This is a genomic window from Pseudomonas sp. GGS8 (genome assembly GCF_024168645.1).
Classification (GTDB): domain Bacteria; phylum Pseudomonadota; class Gammaproteobacteria; order Pseudomonadales; family Pseudomonadaceae; genus Aquipseudomonas.
Genome location: NZ_JALJWF010000001.1, coordinates 4,639,021 through 4,662,650, shown reverse-complemented (window position 1 = coordinate 4,662,650; position 23,630 = coordinate 4,639,021). Strand labels below are relative to the sequence as shown.

Genomic DNA, 23,630 nt, shown 5'->3' with positions numbered 1-23,630 from the left:
GCCGCTAGCGTACAAATTGTGCTTATCGATCACCCGGCTCTAAGGCTGACAATGCGACTGGCTTTCCCCACTTTACTGTTCACTGCCGTGGCCCTGCTGTTGGGCGCCGCCGGTGTGAACGCTGCACCGCAACAGGCGTTGACCGTATACGGTGAACCGGCGAAATATCCCGCGGGCTTCAGTCATTTCGCCTACACCAACCCGCAAGCACCGAAGGGTGGCACGATGCGCCGCTCGGCACTGGAGATCGGTCATTTCGATCACGTCCTGCCGTACATCGACAAAGGGATTGGCGTCACACAAGTCGATGGTTTGATCTACTCGCCCCTGGCCGTGCGCTCACTGGACGAACCCTACACCGTGTACGGCCTGGTGGCGCAGCAGATGGAGCGTTCCGACGATGGACTGTCCCTGCGTTTCTACCTCAACCCGCAGGCCCGTTTCGCCGATGGCAAGCCGATCACCGCCGAAGACGTGCGTTACACCTTCGACTTGCTGATGACCCAAGGCAGCCTGCGCTACCGCACGCAATTCGCCGACGTCAAAGGCGTCGAAGTGGAATCGCCGCAAACCGTTCGGTTCGACTTCAAGAGCAACGAAAATCGCACCCTGCCCCTCGACATTGCCACCTTGCCGGTGTTTCCCGAACACTGGTGGAAGACTCGCGACTTCGCCAATGGTGGCGGTTACGAACCGCCGCTGGGCAGCGGGCCGTACCGCGTGAGCAAGGTCGACTCCGGGCGCAGCATCACCTTCGAGCGTAACGCCGACTGGTGGGCCAGGGATCTACCGGTCAGCCGCGGCCTCTACAACTTCGATCATTTCAGCATCGAGTACTTCGGCGACACCGATGTCGCCCGTCAGGTTCTGCGTGGCGGCGCCTACGACTACAACCGCGAATTCTCCGCCACCGCCTACTCCATTGGCTACGACAGTCCGGCCCTGAGCGACGGTCGTCTGCAAAAAGCCCACCTGGCAACGCAGGCACCACAACCGTCCCAAGGCTTTGTGTTCAACCTGCAAAACCCGATGTTCCAGGACCGCCGCGTGCGCCAGGCCTTGGCCATGCTCTGGGATTTCGAGTGGAGCAACCGGCAGATGATGCGCGACCTGTACATCCGCCAGCAGAGTTTCTTTTCCAACACCGACCTCGCCGCCCGACAACTGCCCGACGCGGGTGAGCGGGCGATTCTTGAACCGCTGCGCGGGCAGATCCCCGACGAAGTCTTCACTCAGGTCTTCGAAGCACCGAAAACCGATGGCAGCGGCGTGATTCGCGACAAACAGTTGCAAGCCCTGGACCTGCTCGAACAGGCCGGCTGGAAACCCGATGGTGATCAACTGGTCAACGCCAATGGTCAACCGCTGAGCTTCACCTTCCTGATCAGCCAGAACGGCATGGACCGATTGCTGCTGCCTTACAAGCGCACCCTGAAACAAATCGGTATCGACCTGAACATTCGCCGCATCGACGCCTCCCAGTACGTCAACCGCCTGATGTCCCGGGACTACGACATGATCGTCACCGGCTACCCGGTCACCAACTCGCCGGGTAACGAGCTGTACAACTACTTTGGCTCGGCGGCGGCCAGCGATCCGGGCTCCAACAACTACATGGTGCTGAAGAACCCGGCGGTCGATACGTTGATCAACGGCCTGGTTCGGGCCAACACCCAGGCCGACATGCTGCGCTACGCCCATGCCCTGGACCGTGTCCTGCAATGGAACTTCTATTGGATTCCCAACTATTACCCGCCAGGCAGTTCGACCGTGTGGTGGAACCGCTTCGGCATTCCTTCTGTACAAGCGGCCAATGACGAAGCCATCGAGAGTTGGTGGGAAGTCAGCTCCACACCCCTGACCAACGAACAGATGACCGCCGAACTCATCAAGCGCAGCAAATCCGGAGGGTCGCACTGATGTGGGCTTACGTACTGCGGCGTTTGCTGCTGATCATCCCGACGTTGGTGATCATTCTTCTGGTCAACTTCGCCATCGTCCAGGCCGCGCCCGGTGGCCCGGTGGAACAGGCCATCGCACACTTGCAAGGCATTGGCGGCGCGAGTGTCGGCGGCGGTTCCAGCGAGACCATGCACGGGAGCTCTCGGGCCAGCCGTGGGCTTGATCCGCAGCTGATCAAGGAGATCGAAAAGCAATACGGCTTTGACAAGCCAGCGCCGGAACGCTTGTGGCTGATGCTCAAGAGCTATGCCCACCTCGACTTCGGCAAGAGCTTTTTTCGCGGTGCCACCGTCACCGACCTGATCCTGGATAAAATGCCGGTGACCATTTCCCTGGGGCTCTGGGCGACGCTGATCACCTATTTGGTGTCGATTCCTCTGGGCATCCGCAAAGCCGTGCACCACGGCAGCCATTTCGATATCTGGAGCAGCACCGCGATCATCATCGGTTACGCAATGCCGGCGTTCCTGTTCGCGATGTTCCTGATCGTGGTCTTCGCCGGCGGCACTTCGTTGAACTGGTTTCCGGTGCGCGGCCTGGTCTCGGACAACTTCGACTCACTGTCGACGGTGGGCAAAATCGCCGATTACTTCTGGCACCTGGTACTACCGGTGACGGCGCTGGTGGTCGGCGGCTTTGCGACCCTGACCATCCTCACCAAAAACTCCTTCCTCAATGAAATTACGCGCCAGTACGTGGTCACCGCCCGGGCCAAGGGCTTGAGCGAACGGCGGGTGCTTTATGGGCATGTGTTTCGCAACGCCATGCTGCTGGTGGTGTCGGGAATTCCACAGGCCTTTATCAGCGTTTTCTTCGCCGGTTCGCTGCTGATCGAAGTGATTTTCTCTCTCGATGGCCTGGGTCGCATGAGCTACGAAGCCGCGGTATCGCGGGACTATCCCGTGGTATTCGGTTCGCTGTTTATCTTCACCTTGTTCGGCCTGCTGATAAAAATCGTTGGTGACCTCTGCTACACCCTGGTCGACCCGCGTATCGACTTCGCCGCGAGGAACGCCTGATGTTCAAGCTTTCGCCGCTGGGCCGTCGCCGCCTCGAACGCTTCAAGAAAAACCGCCGGGGCTGGTGGTCGTTGTGGTTGTTTATCGGCCTGTTCCTGCTGACCCTGGGCGGCGAACTGATCGCCAATGACCAACCGCTGATAGTCAGTTATCAGGGCTCGCTGTACTTCCCGGCGTTCAAACGCCACACAGAGCAAGAGTTCGGCGGCCAGTTGCCATTTCAGGCCGATTTCCGCAGCGATTACGTGCAGAAGCTGATTCACAAGGGCGACGGCTGGATGCTGTTTGCGCCGATCCCGTTCAGCGACGACACGCCCAATTACGATCTCAACCAACCGGCACCGAGCCCGCCGTCGAAGGTCAACTGGCTGGGCACCGACGATCAGGCCCGGGACGTGCTGGCGCGGGTGATTTTCGGTGCGCGGGTGTCGATCCTGTTTGCGCTGATGCTGACGTTCATCAGCGCCTTGATCGGCATCGCCGCCGGCGCCCTGCAAGGCTATTACGGCGGCTGGGTCGACCTGATCGGTCAGCGCCTGCAGGAAGTCTGGTCGGGGCTGCCGGTGCTGTACCTGCTGATCATCCTGTCGGGCTTCGTCGAGCCTAATTTCTGGTGGCTGCTGGGGATCATGGCGCTGTTTTCCTGGCTGGCCCTGGTGGACGTGGTGCGTGCCGAGTTCCTGCGCGGACGTAACCTGGAATACGTCAAGGCCGCCCGTGCGCTGGGCCTGACCGACCGCAAGGTGATCGTGCGGCACATTTTGCCCAATGCGATGAATGCGACCCTGAGTTATCTGCCGTTCATCCTGACCGGGGCGATTTCCACCCTCACGGCGCTGGATTTCCTCGGTTTCGGTATGCCGGCCGGCAGTGCGTCCCTGGGCGAACTGATTGGCCAAGGCAAACAGAACCTGCAAGCACCGTGGCTGGGGCTGACGGCGTTTTTCACCCTGGCGCTGATTCTTTCTTTGCTGGTGTTCATTGGCGAGGCGTTGCGTGATGCCTTTGACCCTCGTTCTTGAAGCGGACTGGTGATATGACTGACAACCTGATCGAAATCCGTGACCTCAACGTGGCCTTCAGTGGCCAGACCGTGGTGCGCAATCTGTGCCTGGACATCCGCCCCGGCGAATGCCTGGCGCTGGTCGGCGAGTCCGGATCCGGCAAGTCGGTGACCGCCCACTCGATCCTGCAACTGCTGCCCGAAAACGGCACGCAAACCACCGGCAGCATTCGCTATCGCGGCCAGGAATTGATCGGTGCCGACACCAAGGCCTTGCGCGAACTGCGCGGCAACCGGATCGCGATGATCTTCCAGGAGCCGATGACCTCCCTCAATCCGCTGCACAGCATCGAAAAGCAGATCGGCGAAACCCTGCTGCTGCACAGAGGGTTAGGCGGCAAGGCGGCGCAAGCGCGGATTCTTGAGCTATTGCAATTGGTGGGCATCCAGAAGCCCGAAGAGCGGCTCAAGGCCTACCCCCATCAACTGTCCGGCGGCCAGCGGCAACGGGTGATGATCGCCATGGCCCTGGCCTGCGAACCGGAATTGCTGATCGCCGACGAGCCGACCACCGCGCTGGATGTGACGGTGCAGCGCAAGATCCTGCGGCTGCTCAAATCCCTGCAACAGCAGCTTGGCATGTCGCTGCTGCTGATCAGCCACGACCTCAATCTGGTGCGCAGCATGGCCCAGCGTGTGTGCGTGATGCACGCCGGGGAAATCGTCGAGCAGGCACCTTGCGAAACGCTATTCACCGAGCCGAAGCATCCCTACAGTTGCGTGCTGCTGAACGCCGAGCCGGAAGGTGAAGCCCTGCCCCGGGACGAGCGTGAAAACGTGCTGGAAGTGGACAATTTGCAGGTGCAGTTCACCATCGGCGGCGGCCTGTTCCAACGTAAAACTTACCTGCGCGCGGTGGACGGCATCAGCCTGAACGTTCAGCGTGGCAAGACGCTGGGCATTGTCGGTGAATCCGGGTCGGGCAAGTCCACCCTCGGCCAGGCGATCCTGCGCTTGCTCGATTCCGAAGGCAGCATTCGCTTTCAGGGTGAGGCGCTGGATAGCCTGACGCAAAAGCAGCTGCGACCGTGGCGCAAGAAAATGCAGGTGGTGTTCCAGGACCCCTTCGGCAGCCTCAGCCCACGAATGTCGGTGGCGCAGATCATCAGTGAAGGCCTTGAGGTTCACAGCCAGTCCACCCCTGCCCAATGCGAAGCCCAGGTGATCCGGGTGCTGGAAGAAGTCGGCCTCGATCCGCAAAGCCGTCATCGCTACCCGCACGAATTTTCCGGCGGGCAACGCCAGCGTATTGCCATTGCCCGCGCGCTGGTGCTGAAACCGGCGTTGATCCTGCTCGACGAACCGACCTCGGCGCTGGATCGCACGGTGCAAAAACAAGTGGTCGCCCTGCTCCGCCAGCTTCAGGAGAAATATGGCCTGACCTACCTGTTCATCAGCCACGACCTGGCGGTGGTGCGTGCCCTGGCCCACGACATGATCGTGATCAAGGACGGCAAAGTGGTGGAAAGCGGCGCCAGCCACACGGTGTTCGAATCACCGCAGCACCCGTACACCAAAGAGCTGTTGGCGGCGGCGCATCCGGGGTGGGCATAATTCCGTGTACGCCGATGAGCCGCGTCGCGGCCATCGCGGGCAAGCCCGGCTCCCACAGGTCTTATGTCGTGCCCACATTCAGCGGCAACCCCACATCCTGTGGGAGCGGGCTTGCCCGCGATTGGGCCAGCACAGGCAATACTTAACCAGGATCAGCCCCCATGAACACCACCGAAAGCCTCAAGGACTACCAGCGCGTTCGCACCCTGGCGATCCGCTCGCTGTTCGAGATCATCGAGCAATCGAGCGAAGGCACGGTGATTGTCGACCGCGATGCGAACATCGTCTGGATGAACGAACGGTATGCCCGGCGGTTCGGTCTGGAGTCAGCTGCCGGTGCCATCGGCAGGGCCTGTGAAAGCGTGATTCCCGGCAGCCTGTTGCGTGAAGTGGTGCGCACCGGACGACCGATCCTGCTGGACATGCAAGACACTCCCAAGGAACCGCTGGTGGTGATGCGCCTGCCGATTCACGACGATGCCGGCACGGTAATCGGCGCCATCGGTTTTGCCCTGTTCGACGAATTGCGCAGCTTGTCGCCGATGCTCAAGCGCTACCTGAGCATGCAGGAAGAACTGGCGTCCACCCGCTCGCTGCTGCGGGCGCGGCAGACCAAATACAACTTCGCCCATTTCATCGGCACCAGCGCCGCCAGCCTTGAGGTCAAACGCCGCGCCCGACGCAGCGCCAGTGCAGAGTCGCCGGTGTTGTTGCTCGGTGAAACCGGCACCGGCAAGGAGCTGCTGGCCCAGGCGATCCACGGCGCATCGCCCCGAGCGCATAAAGCCTTCGTCAGCATCAACAGCGCGGCAATTCCCGAATCGCTGCTGGAAGCCGAGTTCTTCGGCACCGCGCCCGGCGCATTCACCGGTGCCGATCGCAAGGGCCGCGCCGGCAAGCTGCAAATCGCCCAGGGCGGCACGCTGTTTCTCGACGAAATCGGCGACATGCCGCTGCCGCTGCAAAGCAAACTGCTGCGGGTGCTGCAGGAAAAGGAATTCGAGCCGGTGGGCTCCAACGAAGTGATTCAGAGTGATGTGCGCGTGATCGCAGCCACCTCCACCGACCTGGTAGCAGCGATCAAACGCGGCGAGTTTCGCGCCGATCTGTATTACCGCCTCAATGTGCTGCCGATCCAGGTCCCGCCCCTGCGTGATCGCCTCGACGACTTGCCGGCCCTCAGTGAAGCGATCCTTGAGGAACTGCGCAGTCAACATGAACTGAACCGCGAAGCCCTGGATTTGTTGGGACAACACGCCTGGCCGGGGAACATTCGTGAACTGCGCAACGTGCTGGAACGGGCGGCGTTGCTCAGTGATGATTTGATGCTGAACGCGGTGGATATCCGCGCGGCGATTGGCAGTTTTACCCCGGTGGAGCGTGCGGCGCCTCTGCCCCTTGAGCCGATTGCCCATGAAACCTTCAGTGAAGCTCGCGAACGGTTTGATCGGCAGTTGATTGAATCTACCCTCGCGCAATGCGGCGGGAAGGTGATCGAAGCGGCGGCGCGGTTGGGGCTGGGGCGCTCGACGTTGTACAAGAAGATGGTGGCGTTGGGGATTGCTGAGTCTCAATAAAGAGACATTGATCTCCATTGGGAGATAGGGCCTCTTCGCGGGCAAGCCTCGCTCCTACAGGTGTTGCATTGAAGCCAATAACCCCATTCCCCGCAGGAGCGAGGCTTGCCCGCGAAAGCATCAGCCCAGCAGCAAAAATCTCAATCCAGAGACAAAAACTCGCACAGCCCTCTCACCAATAAATAATTTCTTTAAATTTCAAAGACTTATCTTCTGGCACGAAACCCGCAGTAGCCCCTCCCACCAAGCTTCACCCTACAAAAATAACAATCCAGGAGAGACACACCATGAGTGTGATCATTGCCTTGGCAGCCCTCGCGCTGCTGATGGTGGCTGCTTACCGTGGCTACAGCGTTATCCTCTTTGCCCCGATCGCCGCCCTCGGCGCCGTCCTGTTCACCGACCCTTCCGCCGTCGCCCCCGTCTTCACCGGGGTGTTCATGGAAAAAATGGTCGGCTTCGTCAAACTGTATTTCCCGGTGTTCCTGCTCGGTGCCGTGTTCGGCAAGCTGATCGAGTTGTCGGGTTTCTCCCGCTCCATCGTCGCGGCGGCGATTCGTCTGCTCGGCACTCGCCAGGCGATGCTGGTGATCGTGCTGGTCTGCGCCCTGCTCACTTACGGCGGCGTATCGCTGTTTGTGGTGGTGTTTGCGGTGTACCCGTTTGCCGCCGAGATGTTCCGCCAGAGCAATATTCCCAAGCGCCTGATCCCCGCAACCATTGCCCTCGGCGCATTCTCGTTCACCATGGACGCCCTGCCCGGCACGCCGCAAATCCAGAACATCATCCCCAGCACCTTCTTCAACACCACCGCCTGGGCGGCGCCGTGGCTGGGTGTGATCGGCACGATTTTCGTGTTCTGCGCCGGCATGCTGTTTCTACAGCGCCAGCGCAACAAGGCCCAGCGCTCGGGTGAGGGTTACGGTTCAGAACTGCGCAACGAGCCGGAAACCGCACCGGACATCAAACTGCCCAACCCGTGGATCGCGCTGTCGCCGCTGTTGATGGTGGGCCTGATGAACCTGCTGTTCACCCGCTGGATTCCAGAATGGTACGGCAAGACCCACAGCCTTTCGCTGCCGGGCATGGCCGCTCCCGTGACCACCGACATCGCTAAGTTGACGGCGATCTGGGCGGTCCAGGCGGCCTTGCTGGTGGGCATCGTCATGGTGTTGGTGTTCGGCTTTCAGGCGATTCGTGGCCGGTTGGCCGAAGGCAGTAAAAGTGCGGTCAGCGGCGCACTGCTGGCGGCGATGAACACCGCGTCGGAATATGGTTTCGGTGCGGTGATCGCCTCGTTGCCAGGCTTTCTGGTGCTGGCCGACTGGCTCAAGAGCATTCCCAACCCGCTGGTCAACGAAGCGATTACCGTGACCTTGCTGGCCGGCATCACCGGCTCGGCGTCAGGCGGTATGAGCATCGCGTTGGCGGCGATGTCCGAGAGTTTCATCAGCGCTGCCCACGCCGCCAATATTCCGCTGGAAGTGCTGCACCGGGTCGCCGCAATGGCCAGCGGCGGCATGGACACCCTGCCGCACAACGGCGCAGTGATTACCTTGCTGGCGGTCACCGGTTTGACCCACCGCGAGGCCTACAAAGACATTTTCTGTATTACGCTGATCAAGACACTCGCTGTTTTTGTGGTGATCGGTACTTTCTACGCCACTGGCATTGTGTGAGGTATTCATGACGACTCTTTCGGGCAAGACCGCACTGGTCACCGGTTCCACCAGCGGCATCGGTCTGGGGATCGCCCTGAGCCTGGCCAAGGCTGGCGCCAACCTGATCCTCAATGGTTTCGGCGATGCGTCCTCGGTGATTGCCGAGGTCGAGCAATTCGGCGGCAAGGTCGGCCATCACCCCGCCGATGTCAGTGACCCGGCACAGATCGCCGACATGATCGAGTACGCCGAGCGTGAGTTCGGTGGCGTGGATATCCTGGTCAACAACGCCGGCATCCAGCACGTGGCGTCGGTGGAAGATTTTCCGGTGGAGCGCTGGGACTCGATCATCGCGATTAACCTGTCATCGGTGTTTCATAGCACCCGGTTGAGCCTGCCGGGCATGCGCACCAAGGGCTGGGGCCGGATCATCAACATCGCATCGGTACACGGCCAAGTCGGTTCGGTGGGCAAAGCGGCGTACGTCGCGGCCAAGCATGGCGTGATCGGCCTGACCAAAGTGGTCGGCCTGGAAACCGCCACCACCCACGTTACCTGCAACGCCATTTGCCCAGGCTGGGTGCTGACGCCGCTGGTGCAGAAGCAGATTGATGATCGCGCCGTGACCGGGATCGACCCGCAGCAGGCGCAACACGACTTGCTGGCCGAGAAACAGCCGTCCCTGGAATTCGTGACACCGCCGCAGCTGGGAGAGTTGGTGCTGTTTTTATGCAGCGAAGCCGGTAGCCAGGTGCGTGGCGCCGCGTGGAATATTGATGGCGGGTGGTTGGCGCAGTAGCCTGCCGCCAGACCCTGTGGAGAGAGGGCTTTTTTGGAGAGGAAGGCTAGTCTGTGGCGAGGGGGCTTGCCCCCGTTGGGGCGCGAAGCGGCCCCCGGATAGACGCCGCACCCTCGCTGATGCACAGTGAGTCGAGCGGGCGACTGCCTCGCAGCCGAACGGGGGCAAGCCCCCTCGCCACAAAAGCCTGCGTGTAATGCATAAATAAGAAGAGGCCAAGCCATGTCCGACATCCTCTGGCAACCCGGCACCGAGCGCATCGGCAAGACCCGCATGGAGGCCTTCCGGCGCTTCGTCAATCAGCGACATACCCTCGAAATCGCCGACTACCCTGCCCTGCACCAATGGAGCATCGACCAGCGGGAAGCCTTCTGGCAGGCCATCGTCGATTTCTTCGACATCCGTTTTCACGATCAGCCAGACGCGGTGCTGATCGAAGGCGCACAAATGCCCAGCGCCCAGTGGTTCCCCGGCGCTACGTTGAACTTCGCCGAACACTTGCTGCGCCGTCGTGACGATGCTGTGGCGGTGGTGGCCATCGGCGAAAACGGTCAACGGGAACAACTGACCTGGGCCGAGCTGGCAAGCCATGTCGCTGGCTTTCAAAACAGCCTGAAAGCCGCCGGTGTCGGCCTCGGCGACCGCGTGGCGGCGTGCATGCCGAACACCTGGCAAACCCTGGTAGCGATGCTTGCCGCCACCAGCCTGGGTGCAATCTGGTCCTGTTCTTCGCCCGATTTCGGCACTCACGGGGTGATCGATCGCTTCGGCCAGATCGAACCGAAAGTGCTGATCACTTGCGCCGGTTACCGCTACGCCGGCAAAGAGATCGACCAGACCACCAAGGTCAATGAAATCCTCGGGCAACTGCCGTCCTTGCAGCAATTGATTGTTGTGCCTTATGCACGTCCTCAGGCGCACATCGAGGATTTCCGCTGCCAGGCCAACGTGACGCTGTGGGATGATTTTTACGACCCGGGCGGCGAGCCGCAATTCGTTCCCGTGCCCTTCGCCCATCCGCTGTACATCCTCTACTCCAGCGGCACTACCGGCGTGCCGAAGTGCATTGTGCATGGCACCGGCGGCGTGCTGCTGCAACACGTCAAGGAACATGGCCTGCACACCGACCTTGGTGCTGGCGATCGTTTGTTCTACTACACCACCTGCGGCTGGATGATGTGGAACTGGCTGGTCTCGGCGCTGGCCGTCGGCAGTGCGGTGGTGCTGTACGACGGCTCGCCGTTTCATCCAGGCCCGGAGCGCTTGATCGACCTGATCGACGACGAACGCCTCAACGTCTTCGGCACCAGCCCGAAATTCCTCACTGCGCTGGAAAGCAATGGCTTGAAGCCGTGCGAAAGTCATGACCTCGGCAGTCTGAGAACCATCCTGTCCACCGGCTCGGCGCTGTCGCCGCAAAGCTTCGATTACGTCTACCGCGCGTTCAAGTCTGAGCTGTGCCTGTCTTCGATGTCCGGCGGCACCGATATCGTTTCGTGCTTTGTGATTGGCAACCCGGTCCTGCCGGTGCGCCGTGGCGAAATGCAGTGCAAGAGCCTGGGCATGGCGGTCGAAGTGTGGAACGACGCCGGGCAACCTGTGATCGGTGAAAAAGGCGAGCTGGTGTGCACCCGGCATTTTCCGGCCATGCCCATCGGCTTGTGGAACGACCCTCAACAGGAAAAACTGCGCGCCTCGTATTTCAGCCTGTTTCCTGGCGTTTGGGCGCAGGGCGATTACGCCGAACAACTGCCCCATGGCGGCATGCTGATCCACGGCCGCTCCGACGCGGTGCTCAACCCCGGTGGCGTGCGCATCGGCACGGCGGAAATCTATCGCCAGGTGGAGAAAGTCCCGCAGGTGCTGGACAGCGTCGCCATCGGTCAGCAATGGCAGGATGACGTGCGAGTGGTGCTGTTTGTGCGCTTGCGCGAAGGCGTCGAACTGGACGAAGCGCTGCAACAACAGATCCGCCAGGTCATCCGCGCCAACACCACGCCACGGCATGTACCGGCGAAGATTGTCGCGGTGACGGACATTCCGAGGACCATCAGCGGCAAGGTGGTCGAGTTGGCGGTGCGCAACGTGGTGCATGGCCAAAAGGTGAAGAACACTGATGCACTGGCCAACCCCGAAGCCCTGGAGCAATTTCAAAACCGCCCCGAGCTGAACGACTGACGCCGTCGATCTTCTGTGGGAGCGAGCCTGCTCGCGATGGCGCCGGGCCAGTCAATATTGATATCGCCTGACACACCGCTATCGCGAGCAGGCTCGCTCCCACATTGTTGATCAGCGTCGGCCCCTTCAGTCCATCAAGCCCCATTCGCCCGGCGGCGTATGGGGGCCGGGTGTGGCCTCGGCATGCATTTTCAGGCGCAAGCGCAGATTGTTCACCGAATCGGCGTGTTTCAACGCCTCTGCCTCATCGATTGCGCCCTCGGCAAACAGCGCGAACAGCGCCCCATCAAACGTCTGCATCCCCGCCTCTGAAGACTTCTCCATAATCCCCTTGAGCTCGCCAAACTCATTGCGCCGGATCAGGTCGCCGATGGTTGGTGTGCCCAGCATCACCTCCACCGCCGCCCGACGCTGCCCGTCGCGGGTACGCACCAAACGCTGGGACACAAACGCCTTGAGGTTGTTACCCAAGTCGTTGAGCAGCTGGCCCCGGCGCTCTTCGGGAAAGAAATTGATCACCCGATCCAGCGCCTGATTGGCGTTGTGCGCATGCAACGTGGAAATCACCAGATGACCGGTATCGGCAAACGCCAGCGCGTGTTCCATCGTCTCGCGGTCGCGGATTTCGCCGATCAACACCACGTCCGGCGCCTGGCGCAACGTGTTTTTCAGCGCAGCATGGAAACTACGGGTATCGACGCCGACCTCGCGCTGATTGACGATAGACTGCTGGTGCCGATGGATAAACTCGACCGGGTCTTCGATGGTGATGATATGGCCACTGCTGTGGCGGTTGCGGTAATCGATCAGCGCCGCCAGCGAGGTCGACTTGCCCGAACCGGTCGAACCGACGAACAGCATCAGCCCTTGTTTAAGCATCACGGTTTCGAGCAGCACTGGTGGCAAGTTGAGGTCCTCGAAGCGAGGAATGTCGAGTTTGATATTGCGCGCCACGATCGACACATCATTGCGCTGCTTGAAGATATTGAGTCGAAAGCGCCCCACCCCGGCCAGAGAAAGTGCGAGGTTCATTTCCAGGTCCCGATCGAACTCCAGGCGCTGTTCGGCGTCCATGATGGACGCGGCAATGGCCGCCACTTCACCCGGTTTGAACGGTTGCTCGGTCAGGGCTTTGAGCACACCGTCAAATTTCGCGCTGGGTGGCGCGCCCGTGGACAGGTAAAGATCGGAGCCATTGCGGCTGGCCAGAATCTGCAACAGTGCATCGATTTCCATGGCAAAAAGCACCCGCGAAGCATTCAATGAAAAAAAATGACCCCATGCGGGTCATCCAGCGTCTACCGCCTTGCAAGGATAGTAGACGCCGCCACACTGACTCTCGCGCAGGACATGTAGATGAACGCACCACCGACCGCCAGCGATGCCCAGGCCTTGATCGCCCGACTGGACTGGACAAACAACCCGCTGGGCGCCGCCGAGAACTGGCCGCAGAGCCTGCGCACCGCGGTGGACATTGTGATCCACTCGCCAATGCCGATGTTGTTGCTATGGGGCCCGCAGCTCACGCAGATCTACAACGACGGCTTCGCCTTCCTCGCCGGCAGCAAGCACCCTCACGCTTTCGGACAACCGACGCACCAGATCTGGCCGGAACTCAAAGACTTTACCGACCCGATTTACAGCGCCGTCCTACAGGGACAGGTGCGGACCTACAGCGAGCAGCGCTTCACCTTGCAGCGCGACGGTCAGGATTCCGACTTCTGGCTGGACTTGACCTACAGCCCCATTCGCAACGAAAGCGCCGAAGTCGCCGGGATTCTGGTCACGGCCATCGAAACCAACGAACGCCGGCGTATCGCCCTCGAACTGGAACAACGCTCCGCCGCCAGCCTCAAGGCCCAGCAAGAAACCGAACAGCGTCTGCAACTGGCGCTGGCCGCCACCGATGCCGTCGGCACCTGGGACTGGGACATTGCCGAAGACCGTTTCATCGCCGATGCCCACTTCGCGCAATTGCATGGCGTCGATCCGGCCATGGCCAGCCAGTTGCCGATCAGCGAATACCTCCACGGCGTGCACCCGGAAGACCGGGCCATGATCGCCCGCAGCATCAAGCACTGCATCACCCATGGCAGCGAGTACGCCGAGGAATATCGCTTGCTGCAAGCCGACGGGCAATTGCGCTGGGTGTTTGCCCGGGGCCGTTGCTACAAGGACCACCATGGCCGGCCGATCCGTTTCCTCGGTGCCGCGCTGGACCTGACCGAACGCAAACACATCGAACAGGCCTTGCGCCAAAGTCAGACTGAGCTGCAACTGATCATCAACGCCATGCCGATTCTGATCGGCTACGTGGACCGCGAAGAACGCTTTCGCCTGAACAACGCCGCCTATCTGGAATGGTATGGCTTGACGCCCCAGGAACTTTACGGCCGTACCATTCGTGAGGTGCTGGGCGATGAGGCCTATGCCCTGCGCGCCGAACACATCGCCGAGGCGCTGAAAGGCAAGACCTGTTGTTTCAGCATCAGCGCCGACCACCGCGACGGCAGCACCCGCCAGGCCCTGATGAACTACCTGCCACGCCACGGCGCGGACGGCGCGGTAAATGGTTTCTACATCTTCGTGATCGACGAGACCGAGCGCAAACAGACCGAAGAGGCCCTGCGCAACCTCAACGAAACCCTTGAAGAGCGCGTGAGCGCCCGCACCCAACAACTGGCCGAAGCCAACCAGCGCCTGCAGAACGAAATGTTCGAGCGTGAGCGTGCCGAAGACGCCTTGCGTCATGCGCAGAAAATGGAGGCGGTCGGCCAGCTCACCGGCGGCATCGCCCATGACTTCAACAACATGCTCACCGGGATCATCGGCAGCCTCGATTTGATGCAACGCTACATCGCCGACGGGCGCGCAGCCGAAATCGGTCGTTTCACCGAAGCGGCGGTGTCCTCGGCCCATCGCGCCGCCGCCCTGACCCACCGGTTGCTGGCATTCTCACGGCGTCAGTCACTGGATCGCAGGCCACTGGACGCCAACCAGCTGGTGCACTCTCTGGAAGACTTGCTCAGCCGGACCAAGGGCGATCACATCGAGCTCAAACTGAAGCTGGCCGATGAGGTCTGGCCGGTCAGTACCGATGTCAGCCAACTGGAAAACGCCTTGCTCAACCTCGTGATCAATGCCCGGGATGCGATGCCCGATGGCGGCGAGTTGTTGATCGAAACCGCCAATGTTCACCTCGACGGCAGCGACGTCACCCCGCTGGAGCCGGTCAGGGCCGGGGATTACCTGATGATTGCCGTCAGCGACAACGGCGCCGGCATGACCCCATCGGTACTGGCCAAGGCCTTCGATCCGTTCTTCACCACCAAACCCATCGGCCAGGGCACCGGCCTTGGGTTATCGATGATCTATGGTTTCGCCCAGCAATCGGGCGGGCACGTCAGCCTGCACAGCCGACCGGGCCAGGGCACCAGCGTTCGCCTGTATTTGCCACGGTTGCACGTCGCCCTGCCGGAACACACTCAGCTGCCGGTCATCGGTGAAGCACCGTCAGCGGTTGCCGGTGAAACGGTGGTGTTGGTGGAGGACGATCCGGCGGTGCGCATGTTGGTGCTCGACCTGCTCAAAGCGTTGGGTTATCACGCCCATGAAGCCGAAGATGCGCAGAGCGCCCTGCCCTTGCTGGAGTCCGACCTGCGGGTCGATCTGCTGGTGACCGATGTCGGGCTGCCGGGCATGAACGGTCGGCAACTGGCGGAAATCGCTCGTCAGCACCGCCCAGAGCTCAAAGTGCTGTTCATTACCGGTTATGCCGAGAAAGCCGCCGAACGCCAGGGCTTCCTGGAGGAAGGAATGGACATGATGGCCAAACCCTTTTCCATGGACCTGTTGGCCAACAAGATTCGCACGATGATCGGCCAAGCCGGCTGAGTTAAGGCATAATCGCGCGCCCCCGCTGGCACCAACATAGCCACCACCGTTGCAAGGTACTGCCCATGAAAGCCCAAGCCCGCCATATATTGGTGAAAACCTCGGAAGAAGCCGAGCAGCTCAAACAACGCATCGCCAAGGGCGAAGCCTTCGATGTGCTGGCCAAGAAATACTCCACGTGCCCGTCCGGCAAGCGCGGCGGCGATCTTGGCGAAGTACGGCCCGGGCAGATGGTCGGGGCGATCGATGCGGTGATCTTCAAAAAACCACTGCGGGTGGTGCATGGGCCGATCAAGAGCAAGTTCGGGTATCACCTGGTGCAGGTGTTTTACCGGGATTGATCGGTTGGCTTCAGGGCCTCATCGCGGGCAAGCCCGCTCCCACAGAGTGCGGTGATATGACTGCAATCGTGGGTAACTCATAAATCCCTGTGGGAGCGGGCTTGCCCGCGATCCGATGGCGCAGCAAGCGGCCATCCACCCCTTATCTCGGGATCAGTGCCCCAGGCACTTGAATCACCCGACTCGCCAACCGATGCCCCGCCTCGGCAGCCTCAACCGGGCTACCGCCCTTGAGCCGACAAGCCAAATACGCCGCACTGAACGAATCCCCCGCCGCTGTGGTGTCCACCACCCGTTCGACCACCTGCGCCGGCACTTCGAACGACTCGCCGTCACAGCGAATCAGACACGCCTCGGCACCGCGCTTGAGCACCACTTCGGGCGTACCCATCTGCTCGTAAGCGGCAAACACCGCCGCGCAATCGGAAAAGTGGAACAATGCCTGCTCGTCCTCAACCGTCAGCAACGCCAGGTCGACATAGGGCAACACTTTGCGATAAGCCGCTCGTGCGTCCTCGACCGAAGCCCACAGGCGTGGTCGATAATTGTTGTCGAACACGATCCGCGCATCCCGCTGTCGGGCTTCGATCAGGGTGTCCAGGAGTTTCTCCCGGCCCTGCTCGCCGAGCACCGCCAGGGTGATGCCGCTGAAATACAACACGTCGTAATCCGGCAGCGCCGCCAGGATCGGCGCGGCCGCCGGAGTGGTAAAGCAATCGCGCACCGCCGCTTCATTGCGCCAGTAGAGAAAACGCCGCTCGCCGGCCGCATCGGTCTGGATGCAATACAGGCCGGGCAAACGACCGGGCAAACGCTGGACCATGCCCAGGCCGATGTGTTCGCTGGCCCAGCTCTGGCACATCGCATCGCTGAAACTGTCATCGCCCAGGGCAGTGACGTAATCCACCGCGCCGCCATCACCCAATTCACGGGCCAGATAGACCGCGGTGTTCAGGGTATCGCCGCCGAAGCTTTGTTGCAGAGAGCCGTCGGCGCGCTGCTGCAGTTCGATCATGCACTCGCCGATCAGGGCGATGCGCGGGATGTTGGGGCCCAGAGGGCTGATGTTGTTCATGTTGTGGGGGCTCTTAGAAACAGGTTTCCATGGTTTCGATGACATTCAGTTGCTCATCCACCAGACACCCGACGCGCCACTTATCGAACGTCAAACACGGGTGCGAAGTTCCGAACGAAATGATATCGCCCACCCGCAACTCAACCCCCGGCGCCACTGTCATGAAGGCGTGTTGGTCCATCACCGCCGTCACCTTGCAGGCACTCACATCGTCACCGGTCGCCGGCACCACGCCGGCCTTGTAACGCAGCAACGGCACCGGCAAACCGGCGTCGTAGGCCACGTCGCGCTTGCCCAGGGCGATCACCGCAAAACCCGGCTCCGGCAACGACTGCACATGCGCCCAGACTTCCAGCGCCGGGCGCAAACCTTCGTGCAGGTCACTGCGACGGTCGAGCACGCAGCATTGCGCTTCTTTGTAGATGCCATGGTCATGGGCCACGTAACTGCCGGGGCGCAGCACGCTGAGGAAACGTGCGCCGGCATTCTGCGCTTCGAACGACTCGGCGATCAGGTCGTACCAGGCCGACCCCGACGCGGTGATGATCGGCTTGGCAATCGCGAACGCGCCGCTGTCCTGCAACTGCACGGCCAGACGCACCAGGGAGGCGGCGAACTCGCGGATGCCGCTCACCGCATGATCACCGTGAATCACCCCTTCGTAGCCCTCGATGCCGGTCAGCGCCAGCGCCGGTTGAGCGGCAATAGCCTTGGCCAGCGCCAGCACTTCGGCTTCGGTGCGGCAACCGCAACGACCGCCGACCACGCCGTACTCGATCATCACGTTCAGGCGCACGCCGCGCGAGGCGAAATACGCGCCGAGGTCGGCAACGTTATCCGGGTGATCGACCATGCAGTAGAAATCAAAGGTCGGATCTGCCAGCAGGTCGGCGATCAGCGCCATGTTCGGTGTGCCGACCAGTTGATTGGCCATCAGCACCCGACGCACACCATGGGCGTAAGCCGCGCGGGTTTGCGTGGCACTGGCAAGAGTGATACCCCAGGCACCGGCGGCCAGTTGCCGACGAAACAGCGCCGGGGTCATGCTGGTTTTGCCGTGGGGCGCCAGTTCCGCACCACTGTTGCTGACAAAGTCCTGCATCCAGCGAATGTTGTGTTCCAGCGCGTCGCGGTGCAGCACCAGCGCCGGCAGGCTGACGTCACGCACCAGGTTGGCGCCGGTCTGGGCGGCGCCCTTTTCCACGGCGGCGGTATTGATGGCAGTAGACATGGTCGATCTCCTCACACACGCGGCCGCAGACAGCCGCTGTTATTCGTTGATACGCCGGGCGAGGCTGTTGGCGCTGTCGATCAGTACCCGGCGATAGTCGTTGTAATTGTTCTTCGCATCGGCCCGTGGGGCGACGATGCACAGGGTTGCGATGGCGATGCCGTTCGGGTCTTTGACCGGGGCGGCGAAGCAATGGGTGAAGGTGTCGGCGACGCTGTCGAAGGAAAAGAATCCGTCGATGGCAGCCTGGCGAATCTCCTGGAGAAACTGCTCCAGCGGCAGACGCTCGCCGTCGGGCAGGATGAAGTCGTCGGGGTCGATCAAATCGACGATTTGCTGATCGCTCAGGTGCGCCAGCAGCAGCCGCCCGGAAGCGGTCCAGGGGATCGGCGCGTTTTCGCCGATGTCCGAGGAAATGCGGAAATGCCGCTCACCCTCTTTCATCAATGCCACGGTGTATTTGCGACCGTTGAGCAGGCACATCTGCGCAGTTTCACGGGTCTGGCTGACGATCTCCTGCAAGGCATGATCGGCCTCGCGAGACAGGTCGAAATGGCGCAAATGCGCCTGCCCGAGGAAGTACAGTTGACGGCCGAGGTAGACGTGACCGTCCTTGCCTACGGACTCGAGGATGCGCCGCTCCAACAAGGACGCGACCAGTTCGTAGACCGTGGATTTCGGGCTGCCGATGCCGCTGGCGATTTCGTTCGGGCGCAAGGGCTGGCCGATTTCCTTGAGGAAATCGAGGATGTCGAACGCCCGGTCCAGACCGCGAGCCCGGCGCTTGATGGTGTCTTCGGTCATATCAGTGGTCCCATTCAAAGTGCCGGGAGTTTACCCAGAGTGCGGTGGCGACCGTTAGGCCGCTTCGCGGGCAAGACCGCTCCCACAGGGTTCCATGTGCTGCCACAGATTGCAGGCACATCATCAATCCCTGTGGGAGCGTGGCTTGCCCGCGATGGGCGCGCCGCGGTTCAGGCCTTTTTCTTGTACGCAATGCAGTCAATCTCGACCTTGCAATCGACCATCATGTTCGCCTGCACGCAGGCCCGGGCCGGGGCGTGTTCGCTTTTGAAGTACTCGGAGAACACCTTGTTGAAACTCCAGAAGTCCCGCGGGTCTTCCAGCCACACGCCCGTGCGCACCACGTCTTCGAGCCCGTAACCGGCCTCTTCCAGAATCGCGATCAGGTTTTTCATGGTCTGGTGAGTCTGCTCGACAATCCCGCCCACGATGATTTCACCATCCACCGCCGGCACCTGCCCGGACACGTGCAGCCAGCCATCGGCTTCGACGGCGCGGGCGAAAGGACGGGGCTGGCCGCCACCGGCGGTGCTGCCGGTGCCGTAACGAGTAATGCTCATGGGTGTTTCTCCTGATTAAAAAATGAAAGCTTAAAAGCGGGTGCTCTTGAGAAATTCCGCCAGTCGCGGCGACTGCGGGCGCTCGAACAGTTCCTTGGGCGGCCCCTGCTCTTCGATCCGCCCCTGATTCATGAACACGATCTTGTCCGAGACCTCGAAGGCAAAACGCATTTCGTGGGTCACCAGCAACATGGTCATGCCGTCTTCGGCCAGGCCCTTGATCACGTTCAGCACTTCGCCCACCAGTTCCGGATCGAGGGCCGAGGTGACTTCATCGAACAGCATCAGGCTCGGGTTCATCGCAATCGCCCGGGCAATCGCCACGCGCTGTTGCTGACCACCGGACAACTGACCGGGGTAATGATCGCGGCGCTCCAGCAGGCCGACCCGCTCCAGCCATTTTTCCGCCAGCGCCACCGCCTCATCCTTGTGCAGTTTTTTCACCTTGAGTAAACCGAGGGTGACGTTCTGCAATGCAGTGAGATGCGGGAACAGATTGAATTGCTGGAAGGCCATGCCGGTCATGGCGCGATGGCGGGCGATGACTTTTTCCGGGTGGCGTACGCGCTTGCCGTTAACCTCGTCATAGCCGATGGATTCACCGTCGAGCAGAATCTGCCCGCCCTGGAACTCTTCGAGCATGTTCACGCAGCGCAACAGCGTGGTCTTGCCCGAGCCGCTGGAGCCGATCAGCGTGACCACATTGCCGCGCTGCATGGTCAGGTCGACGCCCTTGAGCACTTCGAGCTGGCCGTACTGTTTGTGCAGGCCACGGATGTCCAGCAGCGCCTGGTTCTGGGTCGAAACTTGAGCTTGAGTCATGGCAAGGCCACCCGCTTTTCAATGTGCCGGCCGAGTAATTCGATGGCGTAGTTGATGACGAAAAACAGCAATCCGGCGAACAGGTAAAACTCCAGGGTCATGAAGGTCCGGGCGATGATCTGCTGGGTGCTGAGCAGCAGCTCGGCGACGCCGATCACCGACAACAAGGTCGACGCCTTGACGATCTCGGTGGACGAGTTGACCCAGGTCGGCAAGATCTGCCGCAACGCCTGGGGCAACAACACATAACCCAGCGCCTGGTAAAACGTCAGGCCGATGGCCTTGCTCGCTTCCATCTGGCCGCTGGGCAGCGCTTGCAACGCACCGCGCACGATCTCGGCGACATGGGAACCGCAAAACAGCGTCAGGCCCAAAGTGCCAGCCCCGAAGGCGCTGATCTGCCAGCCCAGGGCCGGCGCCATGTAGAAGCAGGCCAGTACCAATACAAACACCGGCGTGCCGCGAATGATGTCGACGTAGAACCGGAACGGCGCGCGCATCCAGAACGTGCCGTAGGTGAGTACCAGGCCGGCGACGATGCCGACCAGCGTGCCCAGCAAAATCGCCAGGCCCGAGCACTGCACACTGGTCAGGAAGCCCTGCCACAGGACATCCCGGGCCACCCATAACTCATGCAACCAGCTGGGGGATTCGTACATGGGGCCTCCTATCGGCGAATCGCCAGACGCTGCTCGAGGTAACGCAGCATCATGGCAATGAGGTAACAGGCCGCAACATAGAGCGCTGTGGTCACCAGCCAGGTTTCAATCACCCGGTAGCTCTCGACATTGATCTTGCGCGCGTAATAGGTCAGCTCCGGCACGGCAATCGCCGCCGCCAGCGAGGTGTCCTTGAACAGCGAAATGAAGTTGTTCGACAGCGCCGGCAACACATTGCGCAGCATCACCGGCACGGTGATGTACGCCTTGACCTGCCACTCGCCCAAGCCGATCGCCAACCCGGCTTCACGTAGGCCCTTGGGAATGCTCAACAGCCCGCCACGAAACACTTCGGTCAGGTACGCCCCGGCATACAGCGACAGGGTGATGATGAACGAGGGGATCTTGTCCAGGCGAATACCCAGGCTCGGCAAGGCGAAGTAGATCAACAGAATCAACACCAGAATCGGCGTATTACGGATCACCGTCACATACACCGACGCCAGCCCCCGCAACGCGCGGTGCTTCGACAGCAAAGCAAACGCCATCAGCAAGCCGATCACACAGCCGATGGCGATCGACACCAGTGCCAGCTCAAGGCCCAGACCGAGCCCCGCCAGCAAGGTGTCGAAGTCGCGCCACACGGCGGCAAAATTCAACTGATAGTTCATGGTCAGCAGTACCTTGAGCGGGGCGCTTTATAACCGCCCCGCTCTCACGGGATCATTTGAATTCGACGGGGAAACCGATGGCGGGGGTTGGCAGATCGACACCGAACCACTGCTTGAACGACGCTGCGTAAGTCGGGAATTCAACGCCGGTCATGCCTTCATGCAGCACGGTGTTGACGAAGTTCAGCCAGTCCTGGTCGCCGCGTTTGACCGCACAGGCGTAGGTCTGCGGGCTCCAGGCGTAGGTCGGGCTGCGATAACGGCCAGGGTTCTGCACCATCAGGTATTTCACCGACGACTGATCGGTGGCCGCCGCGTCGGCCCGGCCGGAGTTCACCGCCTGATACATCAAGTCCACGCTGTCGTACTGATCGACCTTGGCCTTGGGCAGCGCCTGATGCACCAGTTCTTCGGCGTACACGTTCTGCAGCACTGCCACGGTCACGCCGTCGCCGGCGGCTTTCAGATCGTCGATTTCCTTGTACTTGCTGTTGGCCGGCAGCAACAAGCCGACACCTTCGCGGTAGTACGGCAGCGTGAACGCCACCTGTTGGGCGCGGCTGGCGGTCACGGTGATGAACTGGCAACTCATGTCGACCTTGTCGGTCAGCAGATTCGGAATCCGCGCATCGGACGACTGCACCACGAACTCGACCTTGCTCGGGTCGTTGAACAACCCCTTGGCCACCATCCGCGCGATATCGATATCAAAACCCTGCAACTTGCCGTCCGCTCCCTGGAAGTGCCACGGCGCATTGGTACTGCCCGTGCCCACGATCAATTTCCCACGGGCCAATACACTGTCGAGTTTGCTGTCTGCTGCCTGGGCGAAACCCATGACAGCAGCCGAAGCCGCGAACAGGAAAAAACACGCTTTAAACAAGGAAGGTCGGCGATGCATGGCTAGCACTCCTGGGTGATGTTTATTCCGCTATACCGGAACTTGGTATGTAACAGCGGAATAGACAGCAGAAAGTGTGCCACAGGTTATGGGCGGAATCTCGGGGGATTTGAAAAGTGTTTTGAATCAAATGGATGCGCACAGGCGCGAAGAAGGTGTTACGAAAAGAACAGCTGAATGAGCGCTACCGTTGGCCACAGGCTGTGTGTGGTTGAGTCACATCGCAGTGCATTGCAGGTCAAAAAGAAGCAGAGCGCACCTGTAATTTCTGACAGTAGACCCACCCGCTCGCCTCCTTTAACGTCAACAGGCCTTCGATAGTCTTTGAAAAGGAGATTTCAATGAGTTCGATGTCCACCCAGCCATTGGATCCGGCCTACCGCAAAGCGCTCAACACCTGGCGCCCGGTGATCCTGTATTTCGGCAACCGGCACTGTCCCGCCTGCGAATGGGCCGAGCCGGTTTTCCGGGCCATTGCCGAGAAGTACAAGGATCACGCGTGCATCTATGTGCTGGATACGAGCAAATCCCCTCGGCATCCGGAAGTCAAAGGCACACCCACTGCGCTGTTCTACAAGAAGGGGAAACTGCTGACGAAGCTCAAGGGCATAGGGACCCCGGAAACGCTGGAAGAACATTTCAAACAGCACATCGGCAAACTCAGGCCCAAACGGGTTGCCCGCAAACCCCACCACAACTTGCCGTGGTTGCAAAAAACCCTCAGCAACTTATGCACTGTGCATCGGGCTCGGGAGCTGTTGAATGTGCGTTTGACGAGTAATGTTTGAGTCGTCTGACAGAACGCTCATACCAGCAAGACGCAGATCCCTGTAGGCGCGAGGCTTGTCCGCGCCTACAG

20 protein-coding genes are annotated in these 23,630 nt (G+C 60.9%); 11 read left to right on the top strand and 9 right to left on the bottom strand.

Annotated features, from left to right (window positions below):
- Positions 1 to 51 precede the first annotated feature (51 nt).
- From J3D54_RS20980 to J3D54_RS20945, 8 genes are all read left to right on the top strand, one after another.
- Positions 52 to 1,920 (top strand): extracellular solute-binding protein, encoded by a 1,869-nt coding sequence (locus tag J3D54_RS20980; RefSeq protein WP_253422306.1) that lies wholly within the window; start codon positions 52 to 54, stop codon positions 1,918 to 1,920.
- On the top strand, positions 1,920 to 2,981 hold the full coding sequence (locus tag J3D54_RS20975) for a microcin C ABC transporter permease YejB (protein WP_253422305.1): 1,062 nt from the start codon (positions 1,920 to 1,922) through the stop codon (positions 2,979 to 2,981). Before J3D54_RS20980 ends, J3D54_RS20975 begins: the two co-directional genes overlap by 1 nt.
- Positions 2,981 to 4,003, top strand: a complete 1,023-nt coding sequence (locus tag J3D54_RS20970; protein WP_253422304.1) for an ABC transporter permease — start codon at positions 2,981 to 2,983, stop codon at positions 4,001 to 4,003. The genes J3D54_RS20975 and J3D54_RS20970 overlap by 1 nt, the downstream gene beginning before the upstream one ends.
- 14 nt (positions 4,004 to 4,017) lie before the next feature.
- Positions 4,018 to 5,598, top strand: coding sequence for an ABC transporter ATP-binding protein (locus tag J3D54_RS20965; protein WP_253422303.1), 1,581 nt, complete (start codon positions 4,018 to 4,020; stop codon positions 5,596 to 5,598).
- Between the two features lie 161 nt (positions 5,599 to 5,759).
- Positions 5,760 to 7,175, top strand: a complete 1,416-nt coding sequence (locus tag J3D54_RS20960; RefSeq protein WP_253422302.1) for a sigma-54-dependent Fis family transcriptional regulator — start codon at positions 5,760 to 5,762, stop codon at positions 7,173 to 7,175.
- A 287-nt stretch (positions 7,176 to 7,462) separates the two neighbouring features.
- The gene (locus tag J3D54_RS20955) at positions 7,463 to 8,854 is read left to right on the top strand and encodes a GntP family permease (protein ID WP_253422301.1); all 1,392 of its coding nucleotides are present in this window, start codon (positions 7,463 to 7,465) and stop codon (positions 8,852 to 8,854) included.
- Positions 8,855 to 8,861: 7 nt separating this feature from the next.
- Entirely contained in the window at positions 8,862 to 9,635 is a 774-nt protein-coding gene (hbdH, locus tag J3D54_RS20950; RefSeq protein WP_253422300.1) for a 3-hydroxybutyrate dehydrogenase, read from the top strand.
- A 222-nt stretch (positions 9,636 to 9,857) separates the two neighbouring features.
- Positions 9,858 to 11,813, top strand: a complete 1,956-nt coding sequence (locus J3D54_RS20945; RefSeq protein WP_253422298.1) for an acetoacetate--CoA ligase — start codon at positions 9,858 to 9,860, stop codon at positions 11,811 to 11,813.
- Between the two features lie 126 nt (positions 11,814 to 11,939).
- On the opposite strand, the gene J3D54_RS20940 is transcribed toward J3D54_RS20945, so the two are convergent.
- Entirely contained in the window at positions 11,940 to 13,049 is a 1,110-nt protein-coding gene (locus J3D54_RS20940; RefSeq protein WP_253422296.1) for a PilT/PilU family type 4a pilus ATPase, read from the bottom strand.
- Positions 13,050 to 13,169: 120 nt separating this feature from the next.
- Between J3D54_RS20940 and J3D54_RS20935 the strand changes: the two genes are divergently transcribed.
- Positions 13,170 to 15,707, top strand: coding sequence for a PAS domain-containing protein (locus J3D54_RS20935; RefSeq protein ID WP_253422293.1), 2,538 nt, complete (start codon positions 13,170 to 13,172; stop codon positions 15,705 to 15,707).
- A 65-nt stretch (positions 15,708 to 15,772) separates the two neighbouring features.
- Complete coding sequence (locus J3D54_RS20930) at positions 15,773 to 16,048, top strand: peptidylprolyl isomerase (protein WP_007933743.1); 276 nt, start codon at positions 15,773 to 15,775, stop codon at positions 16,046 to 16,048.
- A gap of 142 nt (positions 16,049 to 16,190) precedes the next feature.
- Here the strand turns inward: J3D54_RS20930 and J3D54_RS20925 are convergent, their stop codons facing one another.
- The 8 genes from J3D54_RS20925 to J3D54_RS20890 all read right to left on the bottom strand — a co-directional run bounded on the left by J3D54_RS20925 (position 16,191) and on the right by J3D54_RS20890 (position 22,771).
- Positions 16,191 to 17,123, bottom strand: coding sequence for a sugar kinase (locus tag J3D54_RS20925; RefSeq protein WP_253422286.1), 933 nt, complete (start codon positions 17,121 to 17,123; stop codon positions 16,191 to 16,193).
- A 13-nt stretch (positions 17,124 to 17,136) separates the two neighbouring features.
- The gene (locus J3D54_RS20920; protein ID WP_253422284.1) at positions 17,137 to 18,354 is read right to left on the bottom strand and encodes an amino acid deaminase; all 1,218 of its coding nucleotides are present in this window, start codon (positions 18,352 to 18,354) and stop codon (positions 17,137 to 17,139) included.
- Between the two features lie 39 nt (positions 18,355 to 18,393).
- A complete protein-coding gene (locus tag J3D54_RS20915) occupies positions 18,394 to 19,158 on the bottom strand; it encodes an IclR family transcriptional regulator (RefSeq protein ID WP_253422282.1) in 765 nt (254 codons plus the stop codon).
- A 170-nt stretch (positions 19,159 to 19,328) separates the two neighbouring features.
- Positions 19,329 to 19,718 (bottom strand): RidA family protein, encoded by a 390-nt coding sequence (locus J3D54_RS20910; RefSeq protein WP_018927658.1) that lies wholly within the window; start codon positions 19,716 to 19,718, stop codon positions 19,329 to 19,331.
- A 30-nt stretch (positions 19,719 to 19,748) separates the two neighbouring features.
- The gene (locus J3D54_RS20905; protein WP_019578494.1) at positions 19,749 to 20,540 is read right to left on the bottom strand and encodes an amino acid ABC transporter ATP-binding protein; all 792 of its coding nucleotides are present in this window, start codon (positions 20,538 to 20,540) and stop codon (positions 19,749 to 19,751) included.
- On the bottom strand, positions 20,537 to 21,199 hold the full coding sequence (locus J3D54_RS20900; protein WP_018927656.1) for an amino acid ABC transporter permease: 663 nt from the start codon (positions 21,197 to 21,199) through the stop codon (positions 20,537 to 20,539). The genes J3D54_RS20905 and J3D54_RS20900 overlap by 4 nt, the downstream gene beginning before the upstream one ends.
- A gap of 8 nt (positions 21,200 to 21,207) precedes the next feature.
- Positions 21,208 to 21,870: an amino acid ABC transporter permease gene (locus tag J3D54_RS20895; protein ID WP_018927655.1), complete on the bottom strand. Its 663-nt coding sequence runs from the start codon at positions 21,868 to 21,870 to the stop codon at positions 21,208 to 21,210.
- A 52-nt stretch (positions 21,871 to 21,922) separates the two neighbouring features.
- Positions 21,923 to 22,771 (bottom strand): transporter substrate-binding domain-containing protein, encoded by an 849-nt coding sequence (locus tag J3D54_RS20890; RefSeq protein ID WP_253422280.1) that lies wholly within the window; start codon positions 22,769 to 22,771, stop codon positions 21,923 to 21,925.
- Positions 22,772 to 23,112: 341 nt separating this feature from the next.
- On the opposite strand from J3D54_RS20890, the gene J3D54_RS20885 reads away from it, so the two are divergent.
- The gene (locus J3D54_RS20885) at positions 23,113 to 23,559 is read left to right on the top strand and encodes a thioredoxin family protein (RefSeq protein ID WP_253422278.1); all 447 of its coding nucleotides are present in this window, start codon (positions 23,113 to 23,115) and stop codon (positions 23,557 to 23,559) included.
- The last annotated feature ends 71 nt before the right edge of the window (positions 23,560 to 23,630 follow it).

Excerpts from the sequence above, each read along its gene's own strand:
- J3D54_RS20980 (WP_253422306.1), top strand. The coding sequence starts at position 52 with ATGCGACTGGCTTTCCCCACTTTACTGTTCACTGCCGTGGCCCTGCTG.
- J3D54_RS20975 (WP_253422305.1), top strand. The coding sequence starts at position 1,920 with ATGTGGGCTTACGTACTGCGGCGTTTGCTGCTGATCATCCCGACGTTG.
- J3D54_RS20970 (WP_253422304.1), top strand. The coding sequence starts at position 2,981 with ATGTTCAAGCTTTCGCCGCTGGGCCGTCGCCGCCTCGAACGCTTCAAG.
- J3D54_RS20965 (WP_253422303.1), top strand. The coding sequence starts at position 4,018 with ATGACTGACAACCTGATCGAAATCCGTGACCTCAACGTGGCCTTCAGT.
- J3D54_RS20960 (WP_253422302.1), top strand. The coding sequence starts at position 5,760 with ATGAACACCACCGAAAGCCTCAAGGACTACCAGCGCGTTCGCACCCTG.
- J3D54_RS20955 (WP_253422301.1), top strand. The coding sequence starts at position 7,463 with ATGAGTGTGATCATTGCCTTGGCAGCCCTCGCGCTGCTGATGGTGGCT.
- hbdH (WP_253422300.1), top strand. The coding sequence starts at position 8,862 with ATGACGACTCTTTCGGGCAAGACCGCACTGGTCACCGGTTCCACCAGC.
- J3D54_RS20945 (WP_253422298.1), top strand. The coding sequence starts at position 9,858 with ATGTCCGACATCCTCTGGCAACCCGGCACCGAGCGCATCGGCAAGACC.
- J3D54_RS20940 (WP_253422296.1), bottom strand. The coding sequence starts at position 13,049 with ATGGAAATCGATGCACTGTTGCAGATTCTGGCCAGCCGCAATGGCTCC.
- J3D54_RS20935 (WP_253422293.1), top strand. The coding sequence starts at position 13,170 with ATGAACGCACCACCGACCGCCAGCGATGCCCAGGCCTTGATCGCCCGA.
- J3D54_RS20930 (WP_007933743.1), top strand. The coding sequence starts at position 15,773 with ATGAAAGCCCAAGCCCGCCATATATTGGTGAAAACCTCGGAAGAAGCC.
- J3D54_RS20925 (WP_253422286.1), bottom strand. The coding sequence starts at position 17,123 with ATGAACAACATCAGCCCTCTGGGCCCCAACATCCCGCGCATCGCCCTG.
- J3D54_RS20920 (WP_253422284.1), bottom strand. The coding sequence starts at position 18,354 with ATGTCTACTGCCATCAATACCGCCGCCGTGGAAAAGGGCGCCGCCCAG.
- J3D54_RS20915 (WP_253422282.1), bottom strand. The coding sequence starts at position 19,158 with ATGACCGAAGACACCATCAAGCGCCGGGCTCGCGGTCTGGACCGGGCG.
- J3D54_RS20910 (WP_018927658.1), bottom strand. The coding sequence starts at position 19,718 with ATGAGCATTACTCGTTACGGCACCGGCAGCACCGCCGGTGGCGGCCAG.
- J3D54_RS20905 (WP_019578494.1), bottom strand. The coding sequence starts at position 20,540 with ATGACTCAAGCTCAAGTTTCGACCCAGAACCAGGCGCTGCTGGACATC.
- J3D54_RS20900 (WP_018927656.1), bottom strand. The coding sequence starts at position 21,199 with ATGTACGAATCCCCCAGCTGGTTGCATGAGTTATGGGTGGCCCGGGAT.
- J3D54_RS20895 (WP_018927655.1), bottom strand. The coding sequence starts at position 21,870 with ATGAACTATCAGTTGAATTTTGCCGCCGTGTGGCGCGACTTCGACACC.
- J3D54_RS20890 (WP_253422280.1), bottom strand. The coding sequence starts at position 22,771 with ATGCATCGCCGACCTTCCTTGTTTAAAGCGTGTTTTTTCCTGTTCGCG.
- J3D54_RS20885 (WP_253422278.1), top strand. The coding sequence starts at position 23,113 with ATGAGTTCGATGTCCACCCAGCCATTGGATCCGGCCTACCGCAAAGCG.